16 protein-coding genes are annotated in these 19,955 nt (G+C 59.8%); 6 read left to right on the plus strand and 10 right to left on the minus strand.

Annotated elements, in window-relative coordinates:
* Positions 1 to 76 precede the first annotated feature (76 nt).
* The 7 genes from ACYZTK_RS15730 to aspA all read right to left on the minus strand — a co-directional run bounded on the left by ACYZTK_RS15730 (position 77) and on the right by aspA (position 11,915).
* The gene (locus tag ACYZTK_RS15730; RefSeq protein ID WP_462010735.1) at positions 77 to 1,717 is read right to left on the minus strand and encodes a hypothetical protein; all 1,641 of its coding nucleotides are present in this window, start codon (positions 1,715 to 1,717) and stop codon (positions 77 to 79) included.
* The gene (locus ACYZTK_RS15735; protein WP_462010736.1) at positions 1,692 to 4,667 is read right to left on the minus strand and encodes a dermonecrotic toxin domain-containing protein; all 2,976 of its coding nucleotides are present in this window, start codon (positions 4,665 to 4,667) and stop codon (positions 1,692 to 1,694) included. Before ACYZTK_RS15735 ends, ACYZTK_RS15730 begins: the two co-directional genes overlap by 26 nt.
* A 254-nt stretch (positions 4,668 to 4,921) precedes the next feature.
* Positions 4,922 to 5,950, minus strand: a complete 1,029-nt coding sequence (locus ACYZTK_RS15740) for a histone deacetylase family protein (RefSeq protein ID WP_462010737.1) — start codon at positions 5,948 to 5,950, stop codon at positions 4,922 to 4,924.
* A 305-nt stretch (positions 5,951 to 6,255) separates the two neighbouring features.
* Positions 6,256 to 7,248, minus strand: coding sequence for an AraC family transcriptional regulator (locus ACYZTK_RS15745; RefSeq protein ID WP_462010738.1), 993 nt, complete (start codon positions 7,246 to 7,248; stop codon positions 6,256 to 6,258).
* A gap of 164 nt (positions 7,249 to 7,412) precedes the next feature.
* On the minus strand, positions 7,413 to 8,417 hold the full coding sequence (locus ACYZTK_RS15750) for an asparaginase (protein WP_462010739.1): 1,005 nt from the start codon (positions 8,415 to 8,417) through the stop codon (positions 7,413 to 7,415).
* 156 nt (positions 8,418 to 8,573) lie between these two features.
* The gene (locus tag ACYZTK_RS15755; RefSeq protein WP_462010741.1) at positions 8,574 to 10,025 is read right to left on the minus strand and encodes an alanine/glycine:cation symporter family protein; all 1,452 of its coding nucleotides are present in this window, start codon (positions 10,023 to 10,025) and stop codon (positions 8,574 to 8,576) included.
* Between the two features lie 465 nt (positions 10,026 to 10,490).
* The gene (aspA, locus tag ACYZTK_RS15760; RefSeq protein WP_462010742.1) at positions 10,491 to 11,915 is read right to left on the minus strand and encodes an aspartate ammonia-lyase; all 1,425 of its coding nucleotides are present in this window, start codon (positions 11,913 to 11,915) and stop codon (positions 10,491 to 10,493) included.
* A gap of 180 nt (positions 11,916 to 12,095) precedes the next feature.
* On the opposite strand from aspA, the gene ACYZTK_RS15765 reads away from it, so the two are divergent.
* Complete coding sequence (locus tag ACYZTK_RS15765) at positions 12,096 to 13,004, plus strand: LysR substrate-binding domain-containing protein (protein WP_462010743.1); 909 nt, start codon at positions 12,096 to 12,098, stop codon at positions 13,002 to 13,004.
* 19 nt (positions 13,005 to 13,023) lie between these two features.
* On the opposite strand, the gene ACYZTK_RS15770 is transcribed toward ACYZTK_RS15765, so the two are convergent.
* Positions 13,024 to 13,614, minus strand: a complete 591-nt coding sequence (locus ACYZTK_RS15770; RefSeq protein ID WP_462010744.1) for a reprolysin-like metallopeptidase — start codon at positions 13,612 to 13,614, stop codon at positions 13,024 to 13,026.
* Positions 13,615 to 13,999: 385 nt separating this feature from the next.
* Here ACYZTK_RS15770 and purE point away from each other — a divergent pair, with 385 nt between their 5' ends.
* From purE to ACYZTK_RS15790, 4 genes are all read left to right on the plus strand, one after another.
* Positions 14,000 to 14,491, plus strand: coding sequence for a 5-(carboxyamino)imidazole ribonucleotide mutase (gene purE / locus ACYZTK_RS15775; RefSeq protein ID WP_017341565.1), 492 nt, complete (start codon positions 14,000 to 14,002; stop codon positions 14,489 to 14,491).
* 11 nt (positions 14,492 to 14,502) lie between these two features.
* Entirely contained in the window at positions 14,503 to 15,585 is a 1,083-nt protein-coding gene (locus ACYZTK_RS15780; RefSeq protein WP_462010745.1) for a 5-(carboxyamino)imidazole ribonucleotide synthase, read from the plus strand.
* A 106-nt stretch (positions 15,586 to 15,691) separates the two neighbouring features.
* The gene (locus tag ACYZTK_RS15785) at positions 15,692 to 15,937 is read left to right on the plus strand and encodes a GlsB/YeaQ/YmgE family stress response membrane protein (RefSeq protein WP_462010746.1); all 246 of its coding nucleotides are present in this window, start codon (positions 15,692 to 15,694) and stop codon (positions 15,935 to 15,937) included.
* An 87-nt stretch (positions 15,938 to 16,024) separates the two neighbouring features.
* The gene (locus ACYZTK_RS15790; protein WP_462010747.1) at positions 16,025 to 16,561 is read left to right on the plus strand and encodes a DUF3299 domain-containing protein; all 537 of its coding nucleotides are present in this window, start codon (positions 16,025 to 16,027) and stop codon (positions 16,559 to 16,561) included.
* Between the two features lie 164 nt (positions 16,562 to 16,725).
* Here the strand turns inward: ACYZTK_RS15790 and ACYZTK_RS15795 are convergent, their stop codons facing one another.
* Entirely contained in the window at positions 16,726 to 17,625 is a 900-nt protein-coding gene (locus ACYZTK_RS15795; protein WP_462010748.1) for a D-hexose-6-phosphate mutarotase, read from the minus strand.
* Positions 17,626 to 17,696: 71 nt separating this feature from the next.
* On the minus strand, positions 17,697 to 18,101 hold the full coding sequence (locus tag ACYZTK_RS15800) for an acyl-CoA thioesterase (protein ID WP_003176975.1): 405 nt from the start codon (positions 18,099 to 18,101) through the stop codon (positions 17,697 to 17,699).
* Between the two features lie 365 nt (positions 18,102 to 18,466).
* On the opposite strand from ACYZTK_RS15800, the gene ACYZTK_RS15805 reads away from it, so the two are divergent.
* Positions 18,467 to 19,765, plus strand: a complete 1,299-nt coding sequence (locus tag ACYZTK_RS15805) for an MFS transporter (protein WP_462010749.1) — start codon at positions 18,467 to 18,469, stop codon at positions 19,763 to 19,765.
* Positions 19,766 to 19,955: the final 190 nt, after the last annotated feature.

Raw genomic sequence — 19,955 nt, forward strand, 5'->3', positions numbered from 1 at the left:
CCTGTCTGCAAGGTGGTAGATGTATATCGCCGGCCAAAAAAGACCCGCGAGTGCGGGTCTTCAGTTTGGTGCAGGCTTACGAGCCTGAAGCCGCTGGCCGGGGCTTGGCGAAGAACAGCAGGTTCGCCAGTCGCGGGCTGATCTCACTGCGGTAGACGGAAATGGCCTGCATATCATCGTTTGCACTGCGCGCCTCAGTCGCGCCGCCCAGCAACCGTTGTTGTACAGTTTTCAGGTGTGCCGCCGTAAACGCCTGGACGGGCGAAGCGGGCTGCGAATAGTGGAAGTGGGCATACCACAGAACACTGTTGCTGCCATGGTCGCGGATCTCATATTCTTCGAGGTAGTCTTTCCTGCGGTTCTTGAGCAAGCGTCGGCCCGTCAGCTTGACGATGGTGACCTGGCCTTCGTGCTGCAACCACTGAACGCGCTCGGCCGTCGGCGGCTGCAGCTTGGTCATGCTGATTCGGGTTTCGCGCCCCTTATCGTAGAGCCTGACCGCCCCCTCATTCAATTGCTTGACCACTGTAACGGCCGAGCCCGGGCCGCTGTCGGTGGAGTTGCTGGAAACCAACGCTGCTTCGATTACTCTGGCGGCCTCCTGCATTCGGAGGGCCTGTTGATGGAACATTTCCTCTATTTCAACGGGGATGCGCCGAGCCCCTTTGGAGTGGGTATCTGTTCGACGGATAAATGCTTCCAGTCCGTCCAGCAAGGCCTGACCCTGAACAATGCCAGCAGGCAGATCGGGCTGGGCTACGGCAGGGCCAGGCGCTTTTGCGGCCACCCGTTCAACCCAGACCCCCGGCGATTTTTCGTGAAATGTCGTGATGACCTTACCCGTCAGCGACGAGGTCACATCGACCAGCTCCGCCCCTTGTGCTGCCGGGTCTGCACGCAGCTGACCCACCATCGTACCGTTGTAGCGAGTCTTGATTATTTTCCTGGCCGGAGCAGTTGGCAGGCGGGAGGGCCCTGCGTGCGGTTCGAGTGCCTTGCGTTCGCGCAGCAGGCTTGCCAGGTGCTTCACAGTACGCTGCTGGAATCCTTCGATTCGTTCACGCATAAGGTCCAGCGACGGTTGCAGGAACTGATCGGGAAACTCCGCAGGCAGATCAAGGATGCGCTGGTCGGACACCGAGAGCTGTTCCACCAGGTCACTCAGCCCTTCGATTCGCTCCGGCAAGCGCAGTACCTCGTCGTCTGCCACCAGGTCCAGCGACGCCTGGATGGCCAACACTGCGTTTTCCACTACTTCTTCCAGCGCCGGGCGGGCTTCATGCGTGGCCGCGACCGTGGGCTCGACGCACAACTCCTGGCCCAGAGTGATCTGGAACAGTTTGAGGTCCTGCAGATCGAACGCCGGCATGTTGGTTTTGACGTCGCGGATTACTTCAACGGCTTCTTTGCCAAGCAGATTCAGCTGTTCGAATCGCGAGTGGGCGAACTCGATTTTCTCGATGTAGCTTTCGGTCAGCTCACTCATGAGCTGATAGGTCTGCCGAGCGTCCTGGAGGTTTTCGATCGAACCTGAATCGAGCACCTCGAGGGTCAGGCGCATTTGCCGATCAAAAATCGGGCGCTGGTGGACGAACCATTTCTCAACCAGTGACAGCTGCACATCCAGGCGACTGACCATTGCCCTCCGGTAGTTGGGGATGGCTTCGCGCGCATTGAAGGCTTTCATCTGTTCAATGTTGGTGCTGATGAATGACATCTGCGAATCGAGCATTTCCAGGTACAGGCGGCGATGGTCGGCAGTGGCGCCAGGCGCCAGGCGCCTGGGCTTTTGCCTGTGCTTCCTTGAGCTCGGTTTCGCGACTGTTTTCGAGGCGTTCAAACTCGGTCATCTGCTCCTTCAGCTCAGCCTGGCGCTGGCGGTTTTGCTGTTCCAGCCGCTGCTTCTCCCGGCCTCCGCCCCTGAGTCGCAGGCGCGTATCGATGAACCATTCGCCTTGAGCATTCTTGACCAGCAACGGCCCGGTGCGCGTGGGGGCCTGGCGCGAATCAATGATCTGCACGTCGTGGTTAGCGTTGAGGGTGACTTCAAACCAGCGCAGTCCGACCTTCGCATACCATTTTCCACTCAGAGAACCGAGGTGCTGGTAGGGGCCGACCGCTGTGGAGGCGGCCGCCATGCCTTTGGGTTCGGCGATGGCCAGCTCATCGAGCAAGGTGCCCAGCGATGATGTCGGCAGTGCGGCGGTGGCGTGTAGAGACGTTTCATGGGAGCGGGGCAACTGATCGAGGTCGGCCGCGTGAGTGACCTTGATGGCGTGTTCAGGCTTGATGTCAGGGGTGATCGGTGGCGGGATTTTTTCGACCACCCGCGCCAGGGGTTTATGGCGAGAGGCCGCGCGATGCGCCAGTACCATGCCGAGCGTTAACAGCAGGTCGGTCAGGGCCGACCAGGCCGGTTGGCTGTCCCCGCTTTCTGCGGCATCGGTGATTTCCTGCAGGTCATCCATGATTTGCCAGATCCAGGCGGCAACCCCGGCGGTGCGGCCGAGGAACGGCAACGCGACATTGAACAGCATCCACGCACCATGCTTGAGGGTTTCCCAGCGAGCCTGGGCATTGGAAACCGATTGACGGTCTGCCAAGGTGATCATCGCGTTGGCATTGGCCTTGAACAATGGCGCCAGCGACGCGTCATCCAGGGCGGTGGAGCTAAGCGACACCGAGCCCATCTTGCCCAGCGCTGAAGTGGGATCGACCAGCAACTGGGTCAGGGTCCACGCCGACGGCAGCTCACCGCAAAACACATACTGGGAGTAGTTGAAGCGCACGTCGTCGTCCAGCCACGCGAGGATTGATTGGCGAAGGGGTTTTGCATGCTTGAGGGCGTACAGCAGATTGGCCTCGGCGGGGTATTGCAGCAGCGACGGAACGAGCAAGGGTCGGTAAAGCAGGCACGGTCCCTGATCGGTAGCCCGCGGGCCAATGATGAACATGTTGGCGACTTCATCGCCCTTGCCGTCGGCGCGATCACCGGTGACGAAGGCCAACGGGCGAATGATGATTTCCTGGCCGTCAACCAGGCGGCTGGAGTCGCTTTCACGCATGCACGCGATCACGTATTGGTAGCCACGTTCATCAATCCCGAATTCGCCGCGCATCTTGTGTTGCAGCGCCTGCAGTGGCAGCTGGACGCGTAGATTCCGGAGGTACAAGGCTTGCCGACGCAAGGTTTCCCGCGAGTCGTCGAGCAGCTTGCGCTTGATCAGCGCGGGGTAAACCGCGCCGATGTCCACCTGGGTGACGAGCTGTTCAAGATAGGCAGGTGTCATCCAGCCGGGCACTGATGCGCCGTTTTTGTACTGCACGGACTTGTTGCCCAGCGGTTCGGCAATCAGGTTTTGCAACGCCAGGTCCACCAGGGACAAGGTGACGGTCTGTGTCTTGGGTATCACCACAGCACCCAGTACCAGGATGCTGGCGATGCTGATCTGAATGTCTCTGAGATCGAGGTCAGCGGCAGCCGGATAATCTTTGACCATTTGCTCCTGCAGGGTTTGCAGCGCGAATTCCGCCAGCGACGGGATGCCTTCGTCAAAGGTTTTTCCGGCATCCTGCTCGCGTAGTTGCGCCAGGTCCATCAAGTGTCGGCTGTAGCGGGTCAGTTCTGCGGACGAGGCGTTTTTCATCCAGTCTGTCAGTAGTCCCTGAACCTTGTTGAAGCGCGAGGAGGGCAGGGCTTCAAATTCAGCGAAGCTTTTGGCTGCCGCACTGACCTGCGGGGAAAGCTTTATCGAGCCGGCGTTCAAGTAGGCGTCGAAGGCCGCGATGGCTTCAGCCTCAAGTGCAATCAGTGCGCAGGCCTGGTGATGGAAGAAGTTGCCCTCGGGTTCAAACAGGCGCCACTGCAGCGTCAGTTTGCTGGTTGATCTCCCAGGGTTGTTGAACAGTTTCGCGCCCAATGCCGCGACCGAGTCGTAGCGACTGAACCCGTCGGTAATCGAATGAGCCAGCACCAGGGTTCGGCTGCCCAGCGTGCCCACAAACACTGCGATGTCCAGCACCCGCAAATGGGCGCTCATGGCGTCTTCAACGCGTTCGGTGTCGATCAGGCAGGCCTTGGTCAGGTACTTGTCCTGAGGGCGTCGTGTTGCACGGTCCGGTTGGTCGAACACGGCAAGGGCCATGGCTTTCTGATCCGCGTCCCAATCTGTCGGCCCATTGTGGCCCCAGACGTCCTGCAGCGCTTTCGAGAGCTCGTGCCAGCGCGGGTTCTCGGCGCTGGTGAGCTGATTCCAGTAATCCAGTTGCTGTTGTTGATAAGCGAGAAACAACTGCGGAGCCAGCGCATTGACCAGCGATCCGATGGCGTTGATTTTCACCGGGAGTTGAGCCGGCGGTTCACTACCGGGCTGCAGTGTGAGGAAATGCTCGCCATCGATAAACGTGACCGTCATACCCGACAACCCGAGCCGCACCAATACATCAGTCAGGGATTCAAACAGGTAATCGCCCGGTATGACTTCGCTACCGGTGTCAATCCAGGTGGGCGTGACGACCATCGCCAGCATCGGATCAATCTTCAATCGCGGATAAAGCGCGTTGAGCGCAGGACTCAATACCGTCGCTGCGACCTCTCGGATCAAGGGGCCGGTGATCAGTTGGGTCAGTACATTTTCTGAGCTCGGGGTGATATCGATTTCGGGCATGGCCGTATCCTGACTGGGGATGCGCCACTGCTGATGCGTAGCGCTTGTCAGGTGACGGTAGCGAGCGGTCCGGGCAGCATGGCGGTACATAAATACCGCAGGCAAAAAAAGACCCGCGGGTTGACGGGTCTCTTCTTCAAGCGTTGCTTCAGGCGCCTGACTTGATTTTGGTCCAGGCCCGAGTCCGCGCACGTTGGCGCCACAGTACTGGCGCGATAAAACGCTTGAGCCTGTTCATTGTTTTGGTTTCCTCATTAAGCGCTTTCGAAGCCTTCAAGAACGTTTACGGCGTTGACGCCGATTTCCTCCACCGCATAACCGCCTTCCATCACGAACAGCGTCGGTACGCCGAGCTTGGCAATGCGCTCACCCATCGCCAGGTAATCCGGGCTGTCGAGCTTGAACTGGGAGATAGGGTCGTCCTTGAACGTGTCGACGCCCAGGGATACCACGACAATGTCGGCGCCGTAGGATTCGATTTCCTTGCAAGCTTGTTCCAGCGCCGCGCTCCAGGCATCCCAGCCGCTACCTGCGGGCAGCGGATAGTTGAAATTGAAGCCTTCGCCGGCGCCTTCACCCAGCTCATCGTCGTAGCCAAGGAAGAACGGAAATTCCGCTTCCGGATGGCCGTGGATCGAGGTGAACAGCACGTCGCTACGCTCGTAGAAAATTGATTGAGTGCCGTTACCGTGGTGGTAGTCGACGTCGAGGATCGCGACTTTCCTGTGGCCTTGGTCGAGGAAGGCCTGGGCGGCGATGGCGGCGTTGTTGAGGTAGCAATAACCACCCATCAAATCGCCAGCGGCGTGGTGCCCTGGTGGGCGGCACAGGGCGAAGGCACTGCGGGCGCCGCGCTGGATTTCTGCCTGCGCGGTCAGCGCAACTTGCGCTGCGCTGTAGGCCGCTTGCCAGGTGCCGGCGGTAATCGGAGCACCGCCGTCGAAGCTGTAGTAGCCGAGCTGGCCATGCAGGCTGGTGGGCTTGATTGCCCGCAGGGTACGCGCCGGCCAGGTGTATGGGAGCAAGTCGCCGTCGGTATTGAATTCAGTCCAGCGCGCCCACGCACCCTTGAAGAAGTCCAGGTAGTCGCGGCTATGGATACGCGCGATTGGCTCGAGGCCGAAGTCCGTCGGTGCTTGCACGGGACCGAGGTTCTGGTGCTGGACTCGTTGCAGGACATGGTCTGCACGGGAAGGCATTTCAAAGCAGGGCTTGAGTTGCCCGTCGATCAATTCGCAGCGGCCGTGGTGCAGGTGGTGATCGTCCGAGTAGATGGTCAGCATTTCTTGTTCTCCGCAGGCTGATTCGGTTGATCACAGTCTTGCCCGCTATCGGTGATTGGAAAACGGCAGAAAAGGCCAAAAGGGGATCGATACGGCCAAAAACACTGACCGAAATTCGCCCCTGTCTCGTTCTGTTTTCAACTCACACCCTCAACCCACACCCCCAACCCTGTGGGAGCAAAGCTTGCTCGCGATCGGCCGGCTGCGGTCTATCTGTAAACACGCGGCGCTGCAATCGCGAGCAAGCTTTGCTCCCACAGGGTTCCACTGTTCCAGGGGCAAGGGGGGCCGGGGGCTGTGGTGTTTCAGGGTCGGAACTGACTCGGTGCCACGCCACTCCAGCGCACAAACGCATGACGGAAACTCGCGGTCTCGCTAAACCCCAGCGCCTCCGCGATCCGGTAGATCGGCATCTGGTCTTCGCACAGCATAAGCTTGGCCTGCTCGAAGCGTAACTCGTCGAGCAGTTCCTGATAGCTGCACCCGAGTTCCTTGAGATGGCGACGCAATGTGCGCGCTGAACAATTCATCTGCTGCGCCAGACCTTCCAGTCCCGGCGCTGCATTCAGTTGCGCACGAAGCAACTGCCGGATTCGCCCGAGCCACGCTTGCCGCCCCGTGAACTCGAGGTTCTGTTTGCGGCAGCGTTCGGCCATGGCCTGATGGGTGATGGTGTCTGCAAGGGGAAGGGGATGCTCCAGCCAGCGCTTGTCGAAAGCGAACGCGTTGTCTCGCGCGGCAAAGTGCAGCGGGCAGTTGAAGTGTTCGGCGTAGGTGGCCTGATAGTCTGGCGCCGCATGTTCCAGGCGGGCGGCGAGCAACGGCAGCGGATGTCCGAGCAGGTCATCGCAGATGACTTTCAGCGACACCAGGCAGAACTCGGCATTGAATACTGCCAATGCCGGGTTCTCGCGGTAATCGGCGGCGACGAACCAGGTGCGTTCGCCATCGTCTTCCAGCCTCAGCTCGAAAAGTGTTCCCAACAGCGCCGGATACCGCATCGCCAGGCGCAAAGCGTCACCGAAGGTGGCACTGGTGAGCAAAGCATAACCGAGCATGCCGTAGGATGAAACATGCATCCGCCGGCCCAGTTCCAGGCCGATGTCCCGTTTCAGCGCGACCGCATTAGCGCAGACCTGCATCTCCTGGTTGGTGGTAATACGCGTATCCGCCCGGTGCAGATCCGCCACGCTGATACCGCTGCCGGCGAGCAGGGCTTCGCTAGGCAGGCCGTCGGCCTTGAAGGCGTTGAGCACAAGGGAAACAGCGTTGAGGGTGGTGAGGTGGGAGTGGAGCATGGGATGTTCCAGCCTGGGGACCGCTGGAACCCAGCAAGTTGCATGCCGGGCGGTAAACCTGTGGGAGCGGGCTTGCTCGCGAATACGGAGTGTCAGCTTGCATCAATGCTGGATGTTAAACCGCTTTCGCGAGCAAGCCCGCTCCCACAGGATTTTGAGTGGTGTCAGCTCAACTCGCCGCAGAGGTCGAGTTCTACAAGGCGCCGCACTTCAGCGGTATCGAGCCCCGCACCCAGCAGCGCGTGCAGCTTGCCGAATGCCGCTTCACGGGTCATCCCGCCCCCCGAAAGCACGCCAACTCCGCGCAACCGGCTGCCCGCTTCGTAGACATCCAGCTCAACGCCACCTTCATGACACTGCGTCACCGCGACCACCACCACGCCATTATCCCGGGCTCGCGCAAGTGCGGCGAGAAACTCGGGGTTGTCGCTCGGTCCTGTGCCGCTGCCGTAGCACTCCAGCACCAGGCCTTGAATGCCGCTGTTGAGCACAGCGTCCAGTTGCTCGGCAGCAATGCCAGGGAACAGCGGCAACACGGCAATCTTCGCCAACTGTTTAGGCTGGTCATAACCAAGCTGCGCCGGCAAGGCAGGCGCTTTCACACCGCCGCCCTGACGCTCAAGGCGCTTGAACGGATGCCGACCGAAACTGCGCACCTTCGCGCAGCGGGTCGGGTCCAGCAATTCTCCGTGGAAGTACAGGTGCACGCCGGGCGCCAGGCCATGACCCAACGCAACCAGTGCGCCACCGAGGTTTTCCCAGGCATCGCTGTCGGTCACACCGGCCGGCAGCATCGAGCCGGTGAAACACACGCGGGCCTGCAGGCCCAGTAACTGGAAGCTCATCGCTGCCGCGCTGTAGGCGAGGGTGTCGGTGCCGTGCAGAATCAGCACGCTGTCGCAGCCTTGGGCATCCACTGCGTCGACCACTGCTTCACGCAGTTGCTGCCAGTACGCCGGGTTCATGTTGGCACTGTCGATCAGCGGCGACATCTCGCGAAAGCGCCACTGCGGCACCACCAGCTCAGGCTGACTGTGCAGGTATTCGCGCATCCGCGCTTCGAAACCGGACGCCGGGGCCAGGCCGTTGGCACTGGCCTGCATGCCGATGGTGCCACCGGTGTAGAGCACCATGACGTGCTGGGCGGCGGGGTAGGTCGAGGAATTCATGGGGTTCTCCGAGAAGGAACGCATTCCCAATGTAGGAGTGAGCCTGCTCCGGGCGGCGTTCCGACGATAGCGGTCTGTCAGCCAGCATTAACGCCGACTGACAGGCCCTCATCGCGAGCAGGCTCACTCCTACACAGTTTGTCGCACTTTAACCGATCAGCGTTGCGCTGCGGGTACGCCTTGCGCCTCAGCTTTCGCCTGATTGGCCGGGGCTGGGGGATTGGCTGGCCAGGCTTTCAGGTCGAGGTCCAGATCCGGAAACTTGCTCGAATCGAATACCGGCGTCTTGATCCCGGCAGCGCGCTGGTCATCGTAGTCACGCAGGATGCGCATGCCGACCTTGAACAGCAGAAACAACGCGATCAGGTTGACGAACGCCAGCATGGTCATGGTGATGTCGGCGAAAGCGAATACCGTGCCGAGGTTTTCGATCGCACCCCAGAAGATCAACACCAGCACCAGCGCGCGATACCCGATCAGCGCCTTGCGGTTTTCACCGATCAGGAAGCGCAGGTTGCTCTCGCCCAGGTAGTAGTTGTAGAGGATCGAGGTGAACACAAACAGTGCCAGTGCCACGGAAATGAACATCCGGCCCCAGTCACCCACTACTGCCGCCAGCGAGTTCTGGGTCAGGGCAATGCCGTCGCCTTCGAAGCCTGGGGTGTAAAAGCCCGAGAGCAGGATCAGCAGGGCGGTGCAGGTACAGATCACGAACGTATCGAGGAACACGCTGAACGCCTGGACCACGCCTTGCGCCACCGGGTGCTCGACCGACGCCACCGCAGCCACGTTGGGCGCACTGCCCAGACCGGCTTCGTTGGCAAACACGCCGCGCTTCACGCCCATGACAATTGCGCTGCCGATCAGACCACCGAACGCCTGGTCGAGACCGAACGCGCTTTTGACGATGGTCATCAACATGCCTGGCACTTGATCGAATTGCAGCACGATCACGTAGATGGTCACGCCGATGTACACCAAGGTTTTCACCGGCACCAGCAGGTCGGCCACTTTGGCGATGCGCTTGATCCCGCCGACGAACACCAGGCCCAGCAACACTGCCAGGCCGATACCGGTGTAGGTGGTGTCGAGGCCAAAGGCGTTGTTCAGCGAGTGAGTGACCGCATGGGATTGCAGGCCGTTGAAGGCGAAGCCGAAGGTGATCAGCAGCAGGAACGCCATGATCATGCCCAGCCAGCGTTTCTGCAGGCCGTGCTGGATGTAGTAGGACGGGCCGCCACGGTACTGGCCTTCGGAGTCGCAGCGCTTGTAGAGCTGGCCGAGGGAGCATTCGAAGAAGCTGCTGGACATGCCGACCAGCGCGGTCACCCACATCCAGAACACCGCACCCGGGCCCCCGAGGGTCACGGCGATGCCGACACCGGCGATGTTGCCTGCACCGACGCGGCCGGCAAGGCTGAGCATCAGCGCCTGGAACGAGCTGAGCTGGCCAGCGCTGCTTTTAAGGCTGTCGCGGAACACCGCGAACATGTGGAAGAAGTGGCGCAGTTGGACGAAACGCGAGCGGATCGTGAAGTAGCTACCGAGCCCGACAATGAGCACGATCAGTACTTTCCCTGAGAGGAAGTCGTTGATGACTTCGAGCATGGCTTATTCCTCGCTGTTTGTTGTGTAGGCAAATGCTGGGCGGGGCTGAAACATCGAGTTACACCGGTTTGCACACGGCAAAACAGGCGAGGCGATGATTCCGTCCCGGTTCCAAATCGCGGGTTTGTTATTAGGTCGGGTTTCGCATGGGTTTGGGCCTCGTTACCGACGACCTCTCATGCGAAGAGGGGCGGCACTATACCGATCAGTGCTGCGCCAGTCTGCACAGTTGTGGTGCGAGCGACGATTCGAGGTTCCCTCTCTTGTGGGAGCAAGGATTGCCCGCGATGGCGATCTTGAGGATGTCATCGCGGGCAAGCCTTGCTCCCACGGAAGTCGATTCAGGCACGCGAGCCTGCAAAAGTTAAAAAAAAGGGCCTGGGGATCAAATCCCCAAGCCCTCAAAAGGTGAGAGGTGTCTAGTCCCTCGACCTGGTGAGCGGTGCTGCAAATTACGCGTCGGGGTCAGGCTTTAAGCGGGACCAGGCGTGGAGCGATCATGTTTTCCGGGCGCAGGATATCGGCGAGCATTTCGTCGTCGAGCAAGCCTTCCTCGCGCACCAGTTCCAGCACGCCGCGGCCGCTTTCGAGGGCGATACGGGCGATGCGGGTAGCGTTTTCATAGCCGATGTACGGGTTCAGCGCGGTAACCAGGCCGATCGAGTGCTCGACCAGTTCGCGGCAGCGCGCTTCGTTGGCGGTGATGCCGACGATGCAGTGCTCGCGCAACATGTCCATGGCCCGTTGCAGCAGGCGGATGGAGTCGAAGATCTTGAACGCGATCAACGGCTCCATCACGTTCAGTTGCAGCTGGCCGCCTTCGGCCGCGATGGTCAGGGCCAGGTCGTTGCCGATGATCTGGAACGCCACCTGGTTCACTGCTTCCGGGATCACCGGGTTGACCTTGCCGGGCATGATCGAGCTACCTGGCTGACGTGCCGGCAGGTTGATTTCGTTGATGCCGGTGCGCGGGCCGCTGGACAGCAGGCGCAGGTCGTTGCAGATCTTCGAAAGCTTCACGGCGGTGCGCTTGAGCATGCCGGAGAACAGCACGAAGGCACCCATGTCGGAGGTGGCTTCGATCAGGTCGGCGGCTGGAACCAGCGGTTGACCGCTGATCAGTGCCAGACGCTGAACGGCCAGGAGTTGGTAGCGTGGGTCGGCGTTGATGCCGGTGCCAATCGCGGTGCCGCCCAGGTTCACTTCGGTTAGCAGCTCAGGAGCCAGTGTCTTCAGACGCGCCAGGTCTTCGCCCAGCGTGGTGGCGAAAGCGCGGAATTCTTGACCCAGGGTCATCGGCACAGCGTCTTGCAGCTGGGTACGACCCATCTTCAGTACGTGGCTGAATTCCTGGCCTTTGGCGGCGAACGCCTGGATCAGGCTGTCGAGACTGGCCAGCAACGCATCGTGACCCAGCAGCAGACCCAGACGGATCGCGGTCGGGTAGGCGTCGTTGGTCGACTGCGCCATGTTCACGTCGTTGTTCGGGTGCAGGTATTGGTATTCGCCCTTCTGGTGACCCATGGCCTCCAGCGCGATGTTGGCGATGACTTCGTTGGCATTCATGTTGGTTGAAGTGCCAGCGCCGCCCTGGATCATGTCCACCACGAACTCGTCGTGGAAATCACCGCGGATCAATCGTGCACAGGCTTCGCTGATGGCAGCGTGCTTGGCTTCGCTCAGGTGACCCAACTCGCGGTTGGCGTCAGCGGCGGCCTGTTTGACCATTGCCAGGCCGACTACCAGCTTCGGGTAATGCGAAATCGGAACGCCGGAGAGACGGAAGTTATTCACCGCTCGCAGGGTCTGGATGCCGTAATACGCTTGAGCTGGTACTTCGAGTACGCCAAGCAGGTCTTTTTCTGTGCGGAAAGATGCAGCGGAGGACATGATAGAAATCATCTCGATATGGACCCGGTCTGTGCCGGAACACTGCAAATGCTAGGCTTGTGGAGGAATTTCGGCCAATGCTGTTAAGCACTGGCCTATGCAAATTCGGCATAATGCAGATGTGACGCCGTGTTTGTGACGAGCGTGTGACCTAAATTGGTGCGTATCCGGGAGGACTTGATGAATCTGGAAAGTAAATGGCTCGAGGATTTCAGTGCCCTGGCCGCCACCCGTAGCTTCTCCCAGGCCGCCGAACGCCGTTTTGTAACGCAGCCAGCTTTCAGCCGGCGGATCCGCAGCCTGGAGACTGCGCTGGGCCTGCAGCTGGTCAATCGCTCGCGCACGCCGATCGAACTGACTGCCGCAGGACAGTTGTTTCTGGTTACCGCGCGCACTGTGGTCGAGCAACTGGGTGAGGTACTGCGCCACCTGCATCACCTGGAAGGCGGGCAGGGCGAGGTCATGCAAGTGGCTGCCGCGCATTCTCTGGCCCTGGGCTTTTTTCCGCGCTGGATCGCGCAGCTGCGCAACGAAGGCCTGAACATTGCCACGCGCCTGGTCGCCACCAACGTCGGCGACGCAGTGCATGCGTTGCGCGAAGGTGGATGCGACCTGATGTTGGCGTTCTACGACCCCGACGCCGCGATGCAGATGGACCCGGAGATTTTCCCCTCATTGCACCTGGGCCAGACCGAAATGCTCCCGGTCTGCGCCGCCGATGCCAACGGCAAGCCGCTGTTCGACCTGGAAGGCGAAGGCAGTGTGCCGCTACTGGCCTACAGCGCCGGGGCATTCCTCGGGCGCTCGGTCAACATGCTGCTGCGTCAGCGCGCGCTGCGTTTCACTACCATCTATGAGACGGCCATGGCCGACAGCCTCAAGAGCATGGCGCTGGAAGGCCTGGGGATCGCCTGGGTGCCGCAACTCAGCGTGCGCGCCGAATTGGCGCGCGGGGAGCTGGTGGTGTGCGGTGGCCCGCAGTGGCATGTTCCGTTGGAGATCCGGTTGTATCGTTGTGCGCTGGTGCGCAAAGCGAATGTACGGTTGTTGTGGCGCAAACTGGAAGGTGGTGCTGCGAGCGGAGCATGATTAAGCCCCATTCAGGCAGTTACGGAAACTTTGCGAGATAGTCGCGAATATTTTGTCGGTTTTTGTCGCTGAATCTATCGCTGTTCCCGCGGAATTGAGAGCCTTGATCAGCCAGCATTACGCTGTCTTTCCACCAGCCATCGTAATGCACTTCACTGTCTTCATGGGTTGCGCCAAGCATATGTCCTATTTCATGTGCGGCTGCCTGGCGAGAAGTAATGGCAGCGATGCCAGCGTAGCTTTTCATAAACGTTACGCCCCCGACACTCCCAAGGAGGCCCCATAGCGTTTCATCGACGTTATTTCGGGTTAGCAAAAGAATTTTTACCAAGCCGCTATGGAAGCTTTGCTGTTGCGACATCGAATTGTGTAGATCGCCTGTTTTTTGTTTCCAGCCTTCCGCAGCAGCGCCTACGTCGGTGTTCCTGTAACTGTAGTCAGAGAGCTCAGGCACGTCATTCTTGTCGGACATGTGTATGAATACCGGGCGTCCGGAAATGTCCTCTAATTCAGTCTGGAGCCAACTGAAATGATCGTCGTACAACTTTTCTCGGGAATAGTCTTGAAGGTCGTTATGAATAACGACCATGATTGTAATTGGTTTTTTCATTATTGATTCCTTGTGGAGGTTCGTGTTCGTCAAAATTACCTGCCGTTCGTTGTGTAATCGAGCTTAAAACTGTTTCAAGTATTGCGCTGGTTACCAATCTTGAACTAGCGAGACTATTTAAATGACTTAGTGTGGTCTCCAATTAGTTGCTGTTAATAGCTGATCAGGGTCGATGTCAAGTTGACTGCGCAGTCAACATCCCGTGCTTTTGGCGTTTCCATGACAGATGGTCGTTACGGGTGCTGTTTATCTGCTTCAGTGAGGTATACTGCGCGGCCTTCGGCCGGCTTGACTGGCCATAATTCATACAATCGAGCCACGCATTTTTGCGTGGCTTGTTGTTTTTTGATGCGCCTGCGGGCGCCCAGAGAGAAGAGGCACGACGATGAGTGCATTGGTTGGCGTGATCATGGGCTCCAAGTCCGATTGGTCCACCCTTAGCCACACCGCCGATATGCTGGAAAAGCTCGGCATCCCTTACGAGGTGAAAGTGGTCTCTGCCCACCGCACCCCGGACCTGCTGTTCCAGTACGCCGAAGAGGCCGAAGCGCGTGGCATCGAGGTGATCATCGCCGGTGCCGGCGGCGCGGCCCACTTGCCGGGCATGTGTGCGGCCAAGACGCACCTGCCGGTGCTGGGCGTACCGGTGCAGTCGTCGATGCTTTCGGGCGTCGATTCGCTGCTGTCCATCGTGCAGATGCCTGCGGGCATTCCGGTTGCCACCCTGGCCATCGGCAAGGCCGGTGCGATCAACGCAGCGTTGCTCTCGGCGAGCATCCTGGGCGCCAAGCACCCGCAGTTCCACGCGGTGCTGAAAACTTTCCGTGCTGAGCAGACAGACAGCGTCCTGGAAAATCCAGACCCACGCATCGCCTGAGGTTGTTGACGATGAAGATCGGTGTAATCGGTGGCGGCCAGTTGGGTCGCATGTTGGCATTGGCGGGTACCCCGCTGGGCATGAACTTCGCTTTCCTGGACCCGGCGCCGGATGCTTGCGCAGCCGCGTTGGGTGAGCATCTGCGGGCCGATTACGGCGATCAGGACCACCTGCGCCAGCTGGCGGATGAAGTCGACCTGGTCACCTTCGAATTTGAAAGCGTGCCGGCTGAAACCGTGGCATTTCTCTCGCAATTCGTCCCGGTCTACCCGAGTGCCGAAGCCCTGCGCATCGCTCGTGATCGCTGGTTCGAGAAGAGCATGTTCAAGGACCTGGGCATTCCGACCCCGGCCTTCGCCGACATCCAGTCGCAAGCCGACCTGGACGCTGCAGTGGCTGCCATTGGCCTGCCTGCCGTGCTGAAAACCCGCACGCTGGGTTACGACGGCAAGGGTCAGAAAGTCCTGCGCAAACCTGAAGATGTCGTGGATACGTTCGCCGAGCTGGGCAGCGTGGCCTGCCTGCTGGAAGGTTTTGTGCCGTTCACCGGCGAAGTCTCGCTGATCGCCGTGCGTGCACGCGATGGCGAAACGAAGTTCTACCCGCTGGTGCACAACACCCATGACAGCGGCATCCTCAAGCTGTCCGTTGCCAGTACCGACCATCCACTGCAGAGCCTGGCCGAAGATTATTCCAGTCGGGTGCTCAAGCAGCTGGATTATGTCGGCGTTATGGCCTTCGAATTCTTCGAAGTTGACGGTGGCCTCAAGGCCAACGAAATCGCCCCGCGTGTCCACAACTCCGGGCACTGGACCACTGAAGGCGCCGAGTGCAGCCAGTTCGAAAACCATCTGCGCGCCGTTGCCGGCCTGCCGTTGGGTTCGACGGCCAAGGTCGGTGAGAGCGCAATGCTCAACTTCATCGGCGTCGTGCCTGCCGTTGAGAAAGTGATCGCTATCGGCGATTGCCATCTGCACCACTACGGCAAGGCGTTCAAGGCGGGTCGCAAGGTCGGTCACGCCAACCTGCGCTGCGCTGACAAGGCCACGCTCGAGCAGCAGATCATCAAGGTCCAGGCGCTCATCGCCGAATAGTTTCACCTGACAGCGGCGGAACCATTCAGGGGCCGCCGTTCTCTCATGGCAGTATGCAAAAGTCTGACTAGGCTTCTGCATAGCCATTCAATCAGAGGGAAATGTCATGGGAATTATTGGAACCATCTTTATCGGCTTGATCGTCGGCCTGCTGGCTCGGTTCCTGAAACCGGGCGATGACAGCATGGGCTGGATCATGACCATCCTGCTCGGTATCGGCGGTTCGCTGGCAGCCACCTACGGCGGCCAGGCGTTGGGCTTCTACCACGCCGGCGAAGGCGCAGGTTTCCTCGGTGCGCTGGTTGGTGCGGTGATATTGCTGGTGATCTACGGCTTGATCAAAAAGAACTGATGCACGCGACAAAGCCCTCTCTGCGCGGCGCGTAGAGAGGGCTAGAATGCTCGGCGTTGCAACGTCCCCTCCATTCCGAGCACCTTCATGCGCCGTATTCTGTTGACTGTACTTCTACTGGGCGCCGGCTTTGCCCATGGCGGCGAACTGCCGGAAACCGACTGGCTGGAACTGATGCCCAAGTCGGACCAGAAAGCCCTCGAGGCCATGCCTGAAATCGACCACAACTCCCCGGAAAGCGATGGCACCTTTACCGAAAAGGGTGGCATGAAGCAGAGCAAGGGCTTGCCGGCGGTGATGTATTCGACCAAGACCGTCGCGTCGATGAACGACAGGAACATACGCATTGGCGGATACCCGGTACCGCTGGAGAGCGACGCCAAGGGCCGCAGTACGCTGTTCTTCCTGGTGCCGTACCCGGGCGCCTGCATCCACGTACCGCCACCGCCACCCAATCAACTGGTGCTGGTGCGCTATCCCAAGGGCTTGAAGCTGGATGATATCTACACGCCGCTGTGGGTGACGGGCACGCTGAAGGTCGAGAAGGTCAACAACGACCTGGCCGATGCGGCGTATGCGCTGGATGCTTCGAAGGTGCGGGTGGTGCAAGAGTCAGATCTGTAGAAATTCAACTGTAGGAGTGAGCCTGCTCGCGACAGCGGTCTGCCTGTCAGATCGGAGTTGTGAATGCCACCGCCATCGCGGGCAAGCCTTGCTCCCACGGCGCGCAGGCTCACTCCTACAGGTCTCATTCTGTCCTGTGGGAGCAAGGCTTGCCCGCGATGCTTTTAAAGCGGCTTGCTACCGATACTCACACCAAGCGTATGACTAGCCCCCGGCGCCAACACCACCACATCATCCATCACATTTGCCGTCTCGATGCACAGCATGTGCTGCCAGCCATCGTCGGCCATATCGCTGAGCGCTGCCGCGCGTTCAATCCACGGATTCCAGATCACTGCCGAGCGCGAGCCGCTGCTGGTCAGCTCAATGCGGCGCTCCCACGTCGGATCGACAATGCTCAGCTTCACGGGGGTATTGAGATAAATGCGATCAGTCTCCCCGGAAAAACCCAGGTCGCCGTTCTGTTTCACGGTTTTCCAGTCATCCAGCGTCTCGATGTAGTCCAGACCATCCAGACCCTCGACGTGCACGTTGCGCACATCACTGACTGCGAAATAACTGTGTAAAGCCTGGCTGATCGCGACGCTGTCGCTACCGCGGTTATGACTGGTCAAACTGATGTGCAGCTGCTGATCCAGGCGAATGCCCAGCTTCAGATCCACCTCATGCGGCCAGCCCGCAAATCCGCCTTCAGGGTAGGGCAGCACGAACTCCACCTGCAGGCTTTCACCCTCGGTCTCGATACCGGCCAGCTCCCAGTCCATCGTGCGCACAAACCCATGGGCCGTCGGCGGTTCCTGACTGATGCGCATCGCTTGTACGGTCTGCGGATTGCGCGCCAAGTTGCCGAACCACGGCCAGCAAACCGGCACACCGGCACGAATGCTCTTGCCGGCCTTGAACACGGCCTCATCGTTGAGCCAGATCAGCGGCGGTTGGCCGGCCACTTGATAACTGAGGATATGCGCGCCTTGCTGTGCTACCAGCAGTTCAGCCTGACCGTGGCGGATGCGCCAGCAGTTCAGTTCATCCAGCTTCATGGCTTCAACGTTAGGCGTGCTCATGGGGCAACTCTCAATCTGGAACAGTACTGCAATGGACCGCAAAACGCCGGCAGCGTTTGACGCCTTTCTGATTACCGCGCTCTAGACGGAACCGAACGGGTGCGACCACTGCCATCTATGGCAACGAACACAAACACCGCTTCAGTGACCTTGCGCCATTCGCTGGACAGCGGATCGTCGCTCCACACCTCGACCATCATCTGGATCGAGCTACGGCCGATTTCCAGGGCCTGGGTATAAAAGGAGAGCTGAGCGCCCACCGCCACCGGAACCAGGAACGCCATACGGTCGATCGCCACGGTGGCCACGCGACCACCCGCCACCTTGCTGGCCATTGCGGTGCCAGCCAAATCCATCTGCGCCACTAGCCAGCCACCGAAAATGTCGCCGAAACCGTTGGTTTCGCGCGGCAATGCGGTGATTTGCAGGGCCAGGTCGCCTTGCGGGATTGGATCTTCTTGTTCGAGCTCTATCATGCCGGGGGTGCCTCTGACCCGTGACTCTTCATTAGTACTTCAGGTGAATGGCCGTCCTATGAAAAAACGATTCAGCCCCGAACATACTACGTTCGTCACGTTTTTCGTAAGGCGCCTAAAGGGAAACTCTGCGAAATCGCCTATGTACCCCGGCAGGCGTTTTCGCGCAGCAACCCTGTCAAATCTTTGCAAGATCGCGAGTATATCGGTCGGTAGACTCCTAGACGACCGTCCGGTTCTCATTTAGACCGTCAAAAGTGCACATCCATGTGCTTTTTCGAACAATTTGCTATGGTGCCGGACCTGCCCAAGCCTCCGCCAGAGCTGTTGAGGTTGCAGATCCGACTATAAGAGAAGCCCTTGCCATGACCACAGCGCCCTCGAGCATCGCGCAGCCAACACAACCCGCACGTCCGCTGACCCGCAATGACTACAAGACCCTTTCGCTGTCTGCCCTCGGCGGTGCGCTGGAGTTCTATGACTTCATCATCTTCGTATTCTTCGCCACGGTGGTGGGCAAGCTGTTTTTCCCGGCCGACATGCCCGAGTGGCTGCGGCTGATGCAGACGTTCGGCATCTTCGCCGCCGGTTACCTGGCGCGGCCGCTGGGTGGCATCGTCATGGCGCACTTCGGCGACCTGCTGGGGCGCAAGAAGATGTTCACCCTGAGCATTTTCATGATGGCGGTACCGACCCTGATCATGGGCCTGCTGCCAACTTACGCGCAGATCGGCATGTGGGCGCCGATCCTGCTGCTGCTGATGCGAGTGATCCAGGGCGCCGCCATCGGCGGGGAAGTGCCTGGCGCGTGGGTCTTCGTTTCCGAACACGTGCCACAGCGGCACATCGGCTACGCCTGCGGCACCCTGACCAGCGGTCTGACTGCGGGCATCCTTCTGGGCTCGCTGGTCGCAACCGCCATCAACAGCCTCTACACCCCGACCGAAGTCGCCGATTACGCCTGGCGGATCCCGTTTTTGCTGGGCGGCGTGTTTGGCCTGTTTTCGGTGTACCTGCGTCGCTGGTTGCACGAAACCCCGGTATTTGCCGAACTGCAACTGCGCAAGGCGCTGGCCGAAGAAGTGCCGCTCAAAGCAGTACTGCGGGACCATCGCGGCGCGATCCTGATTTCCATGCTGCTCACCTGGTTGCTCTCTGCCGGGATCATCGTGGTCATCCTGATGACCCCGACCGTGCTGCAGACCGTCTATCACTTCGCGCCAACCACCGCCCTGCAGGCCAACAGCCTGGCAATCGTGTTCCTGAGCCTGGGCTGCGTCGCCTCCGGTGCATTGGCTGACCGCTTCGGCGCCGGCCGGGTATTCGTGTTCGGCAGTGCAGCGCTGTTGATCAGCTCGTGGACCTTCTACCACAGCCTGTTCAACCACCCGGACTGGCTGTTCCCGATGTATGCCTTGACTGGCTTGCTGGTGGGCACCATCGGTGCGGTGCCGTACGTGATGGTCAAAGCCTTCCCGGCGGTGGTGCGCTTCAGCGGGCTGTCGTTCTCCTACAACCTGGCTTACGCCATCTTTGGTGGCCTGACGCCGATGGTTGTTACGCTGCTGCTCAAGGAAAGCCCGATGGGGCCGGCTTATTACGTGGCGATTATTTGTGGGGTTGGGATCGTGGTCGGCGGATATCTCTGGAAGAAAGGGCGCTAATCAGGACGCCTTCGCGAGCAAGCCCGCTCCCACATCGGATCTGCGCCTTTACACAGGAAATATGTCCAATTGAGTCCAGGGTGGGAGCGGGCTTGCTCGCGAAGAACGATAACGCGGTCGTCCGGCATAAAACTCAATGCTGGCCTTTCATCCAATTGTCATATTTCAGCCATAGAGTGTTCATACGGCC

It is taken from the genome of Pseudomonas sp. LB3P31, from assembly GCF_054897945.1.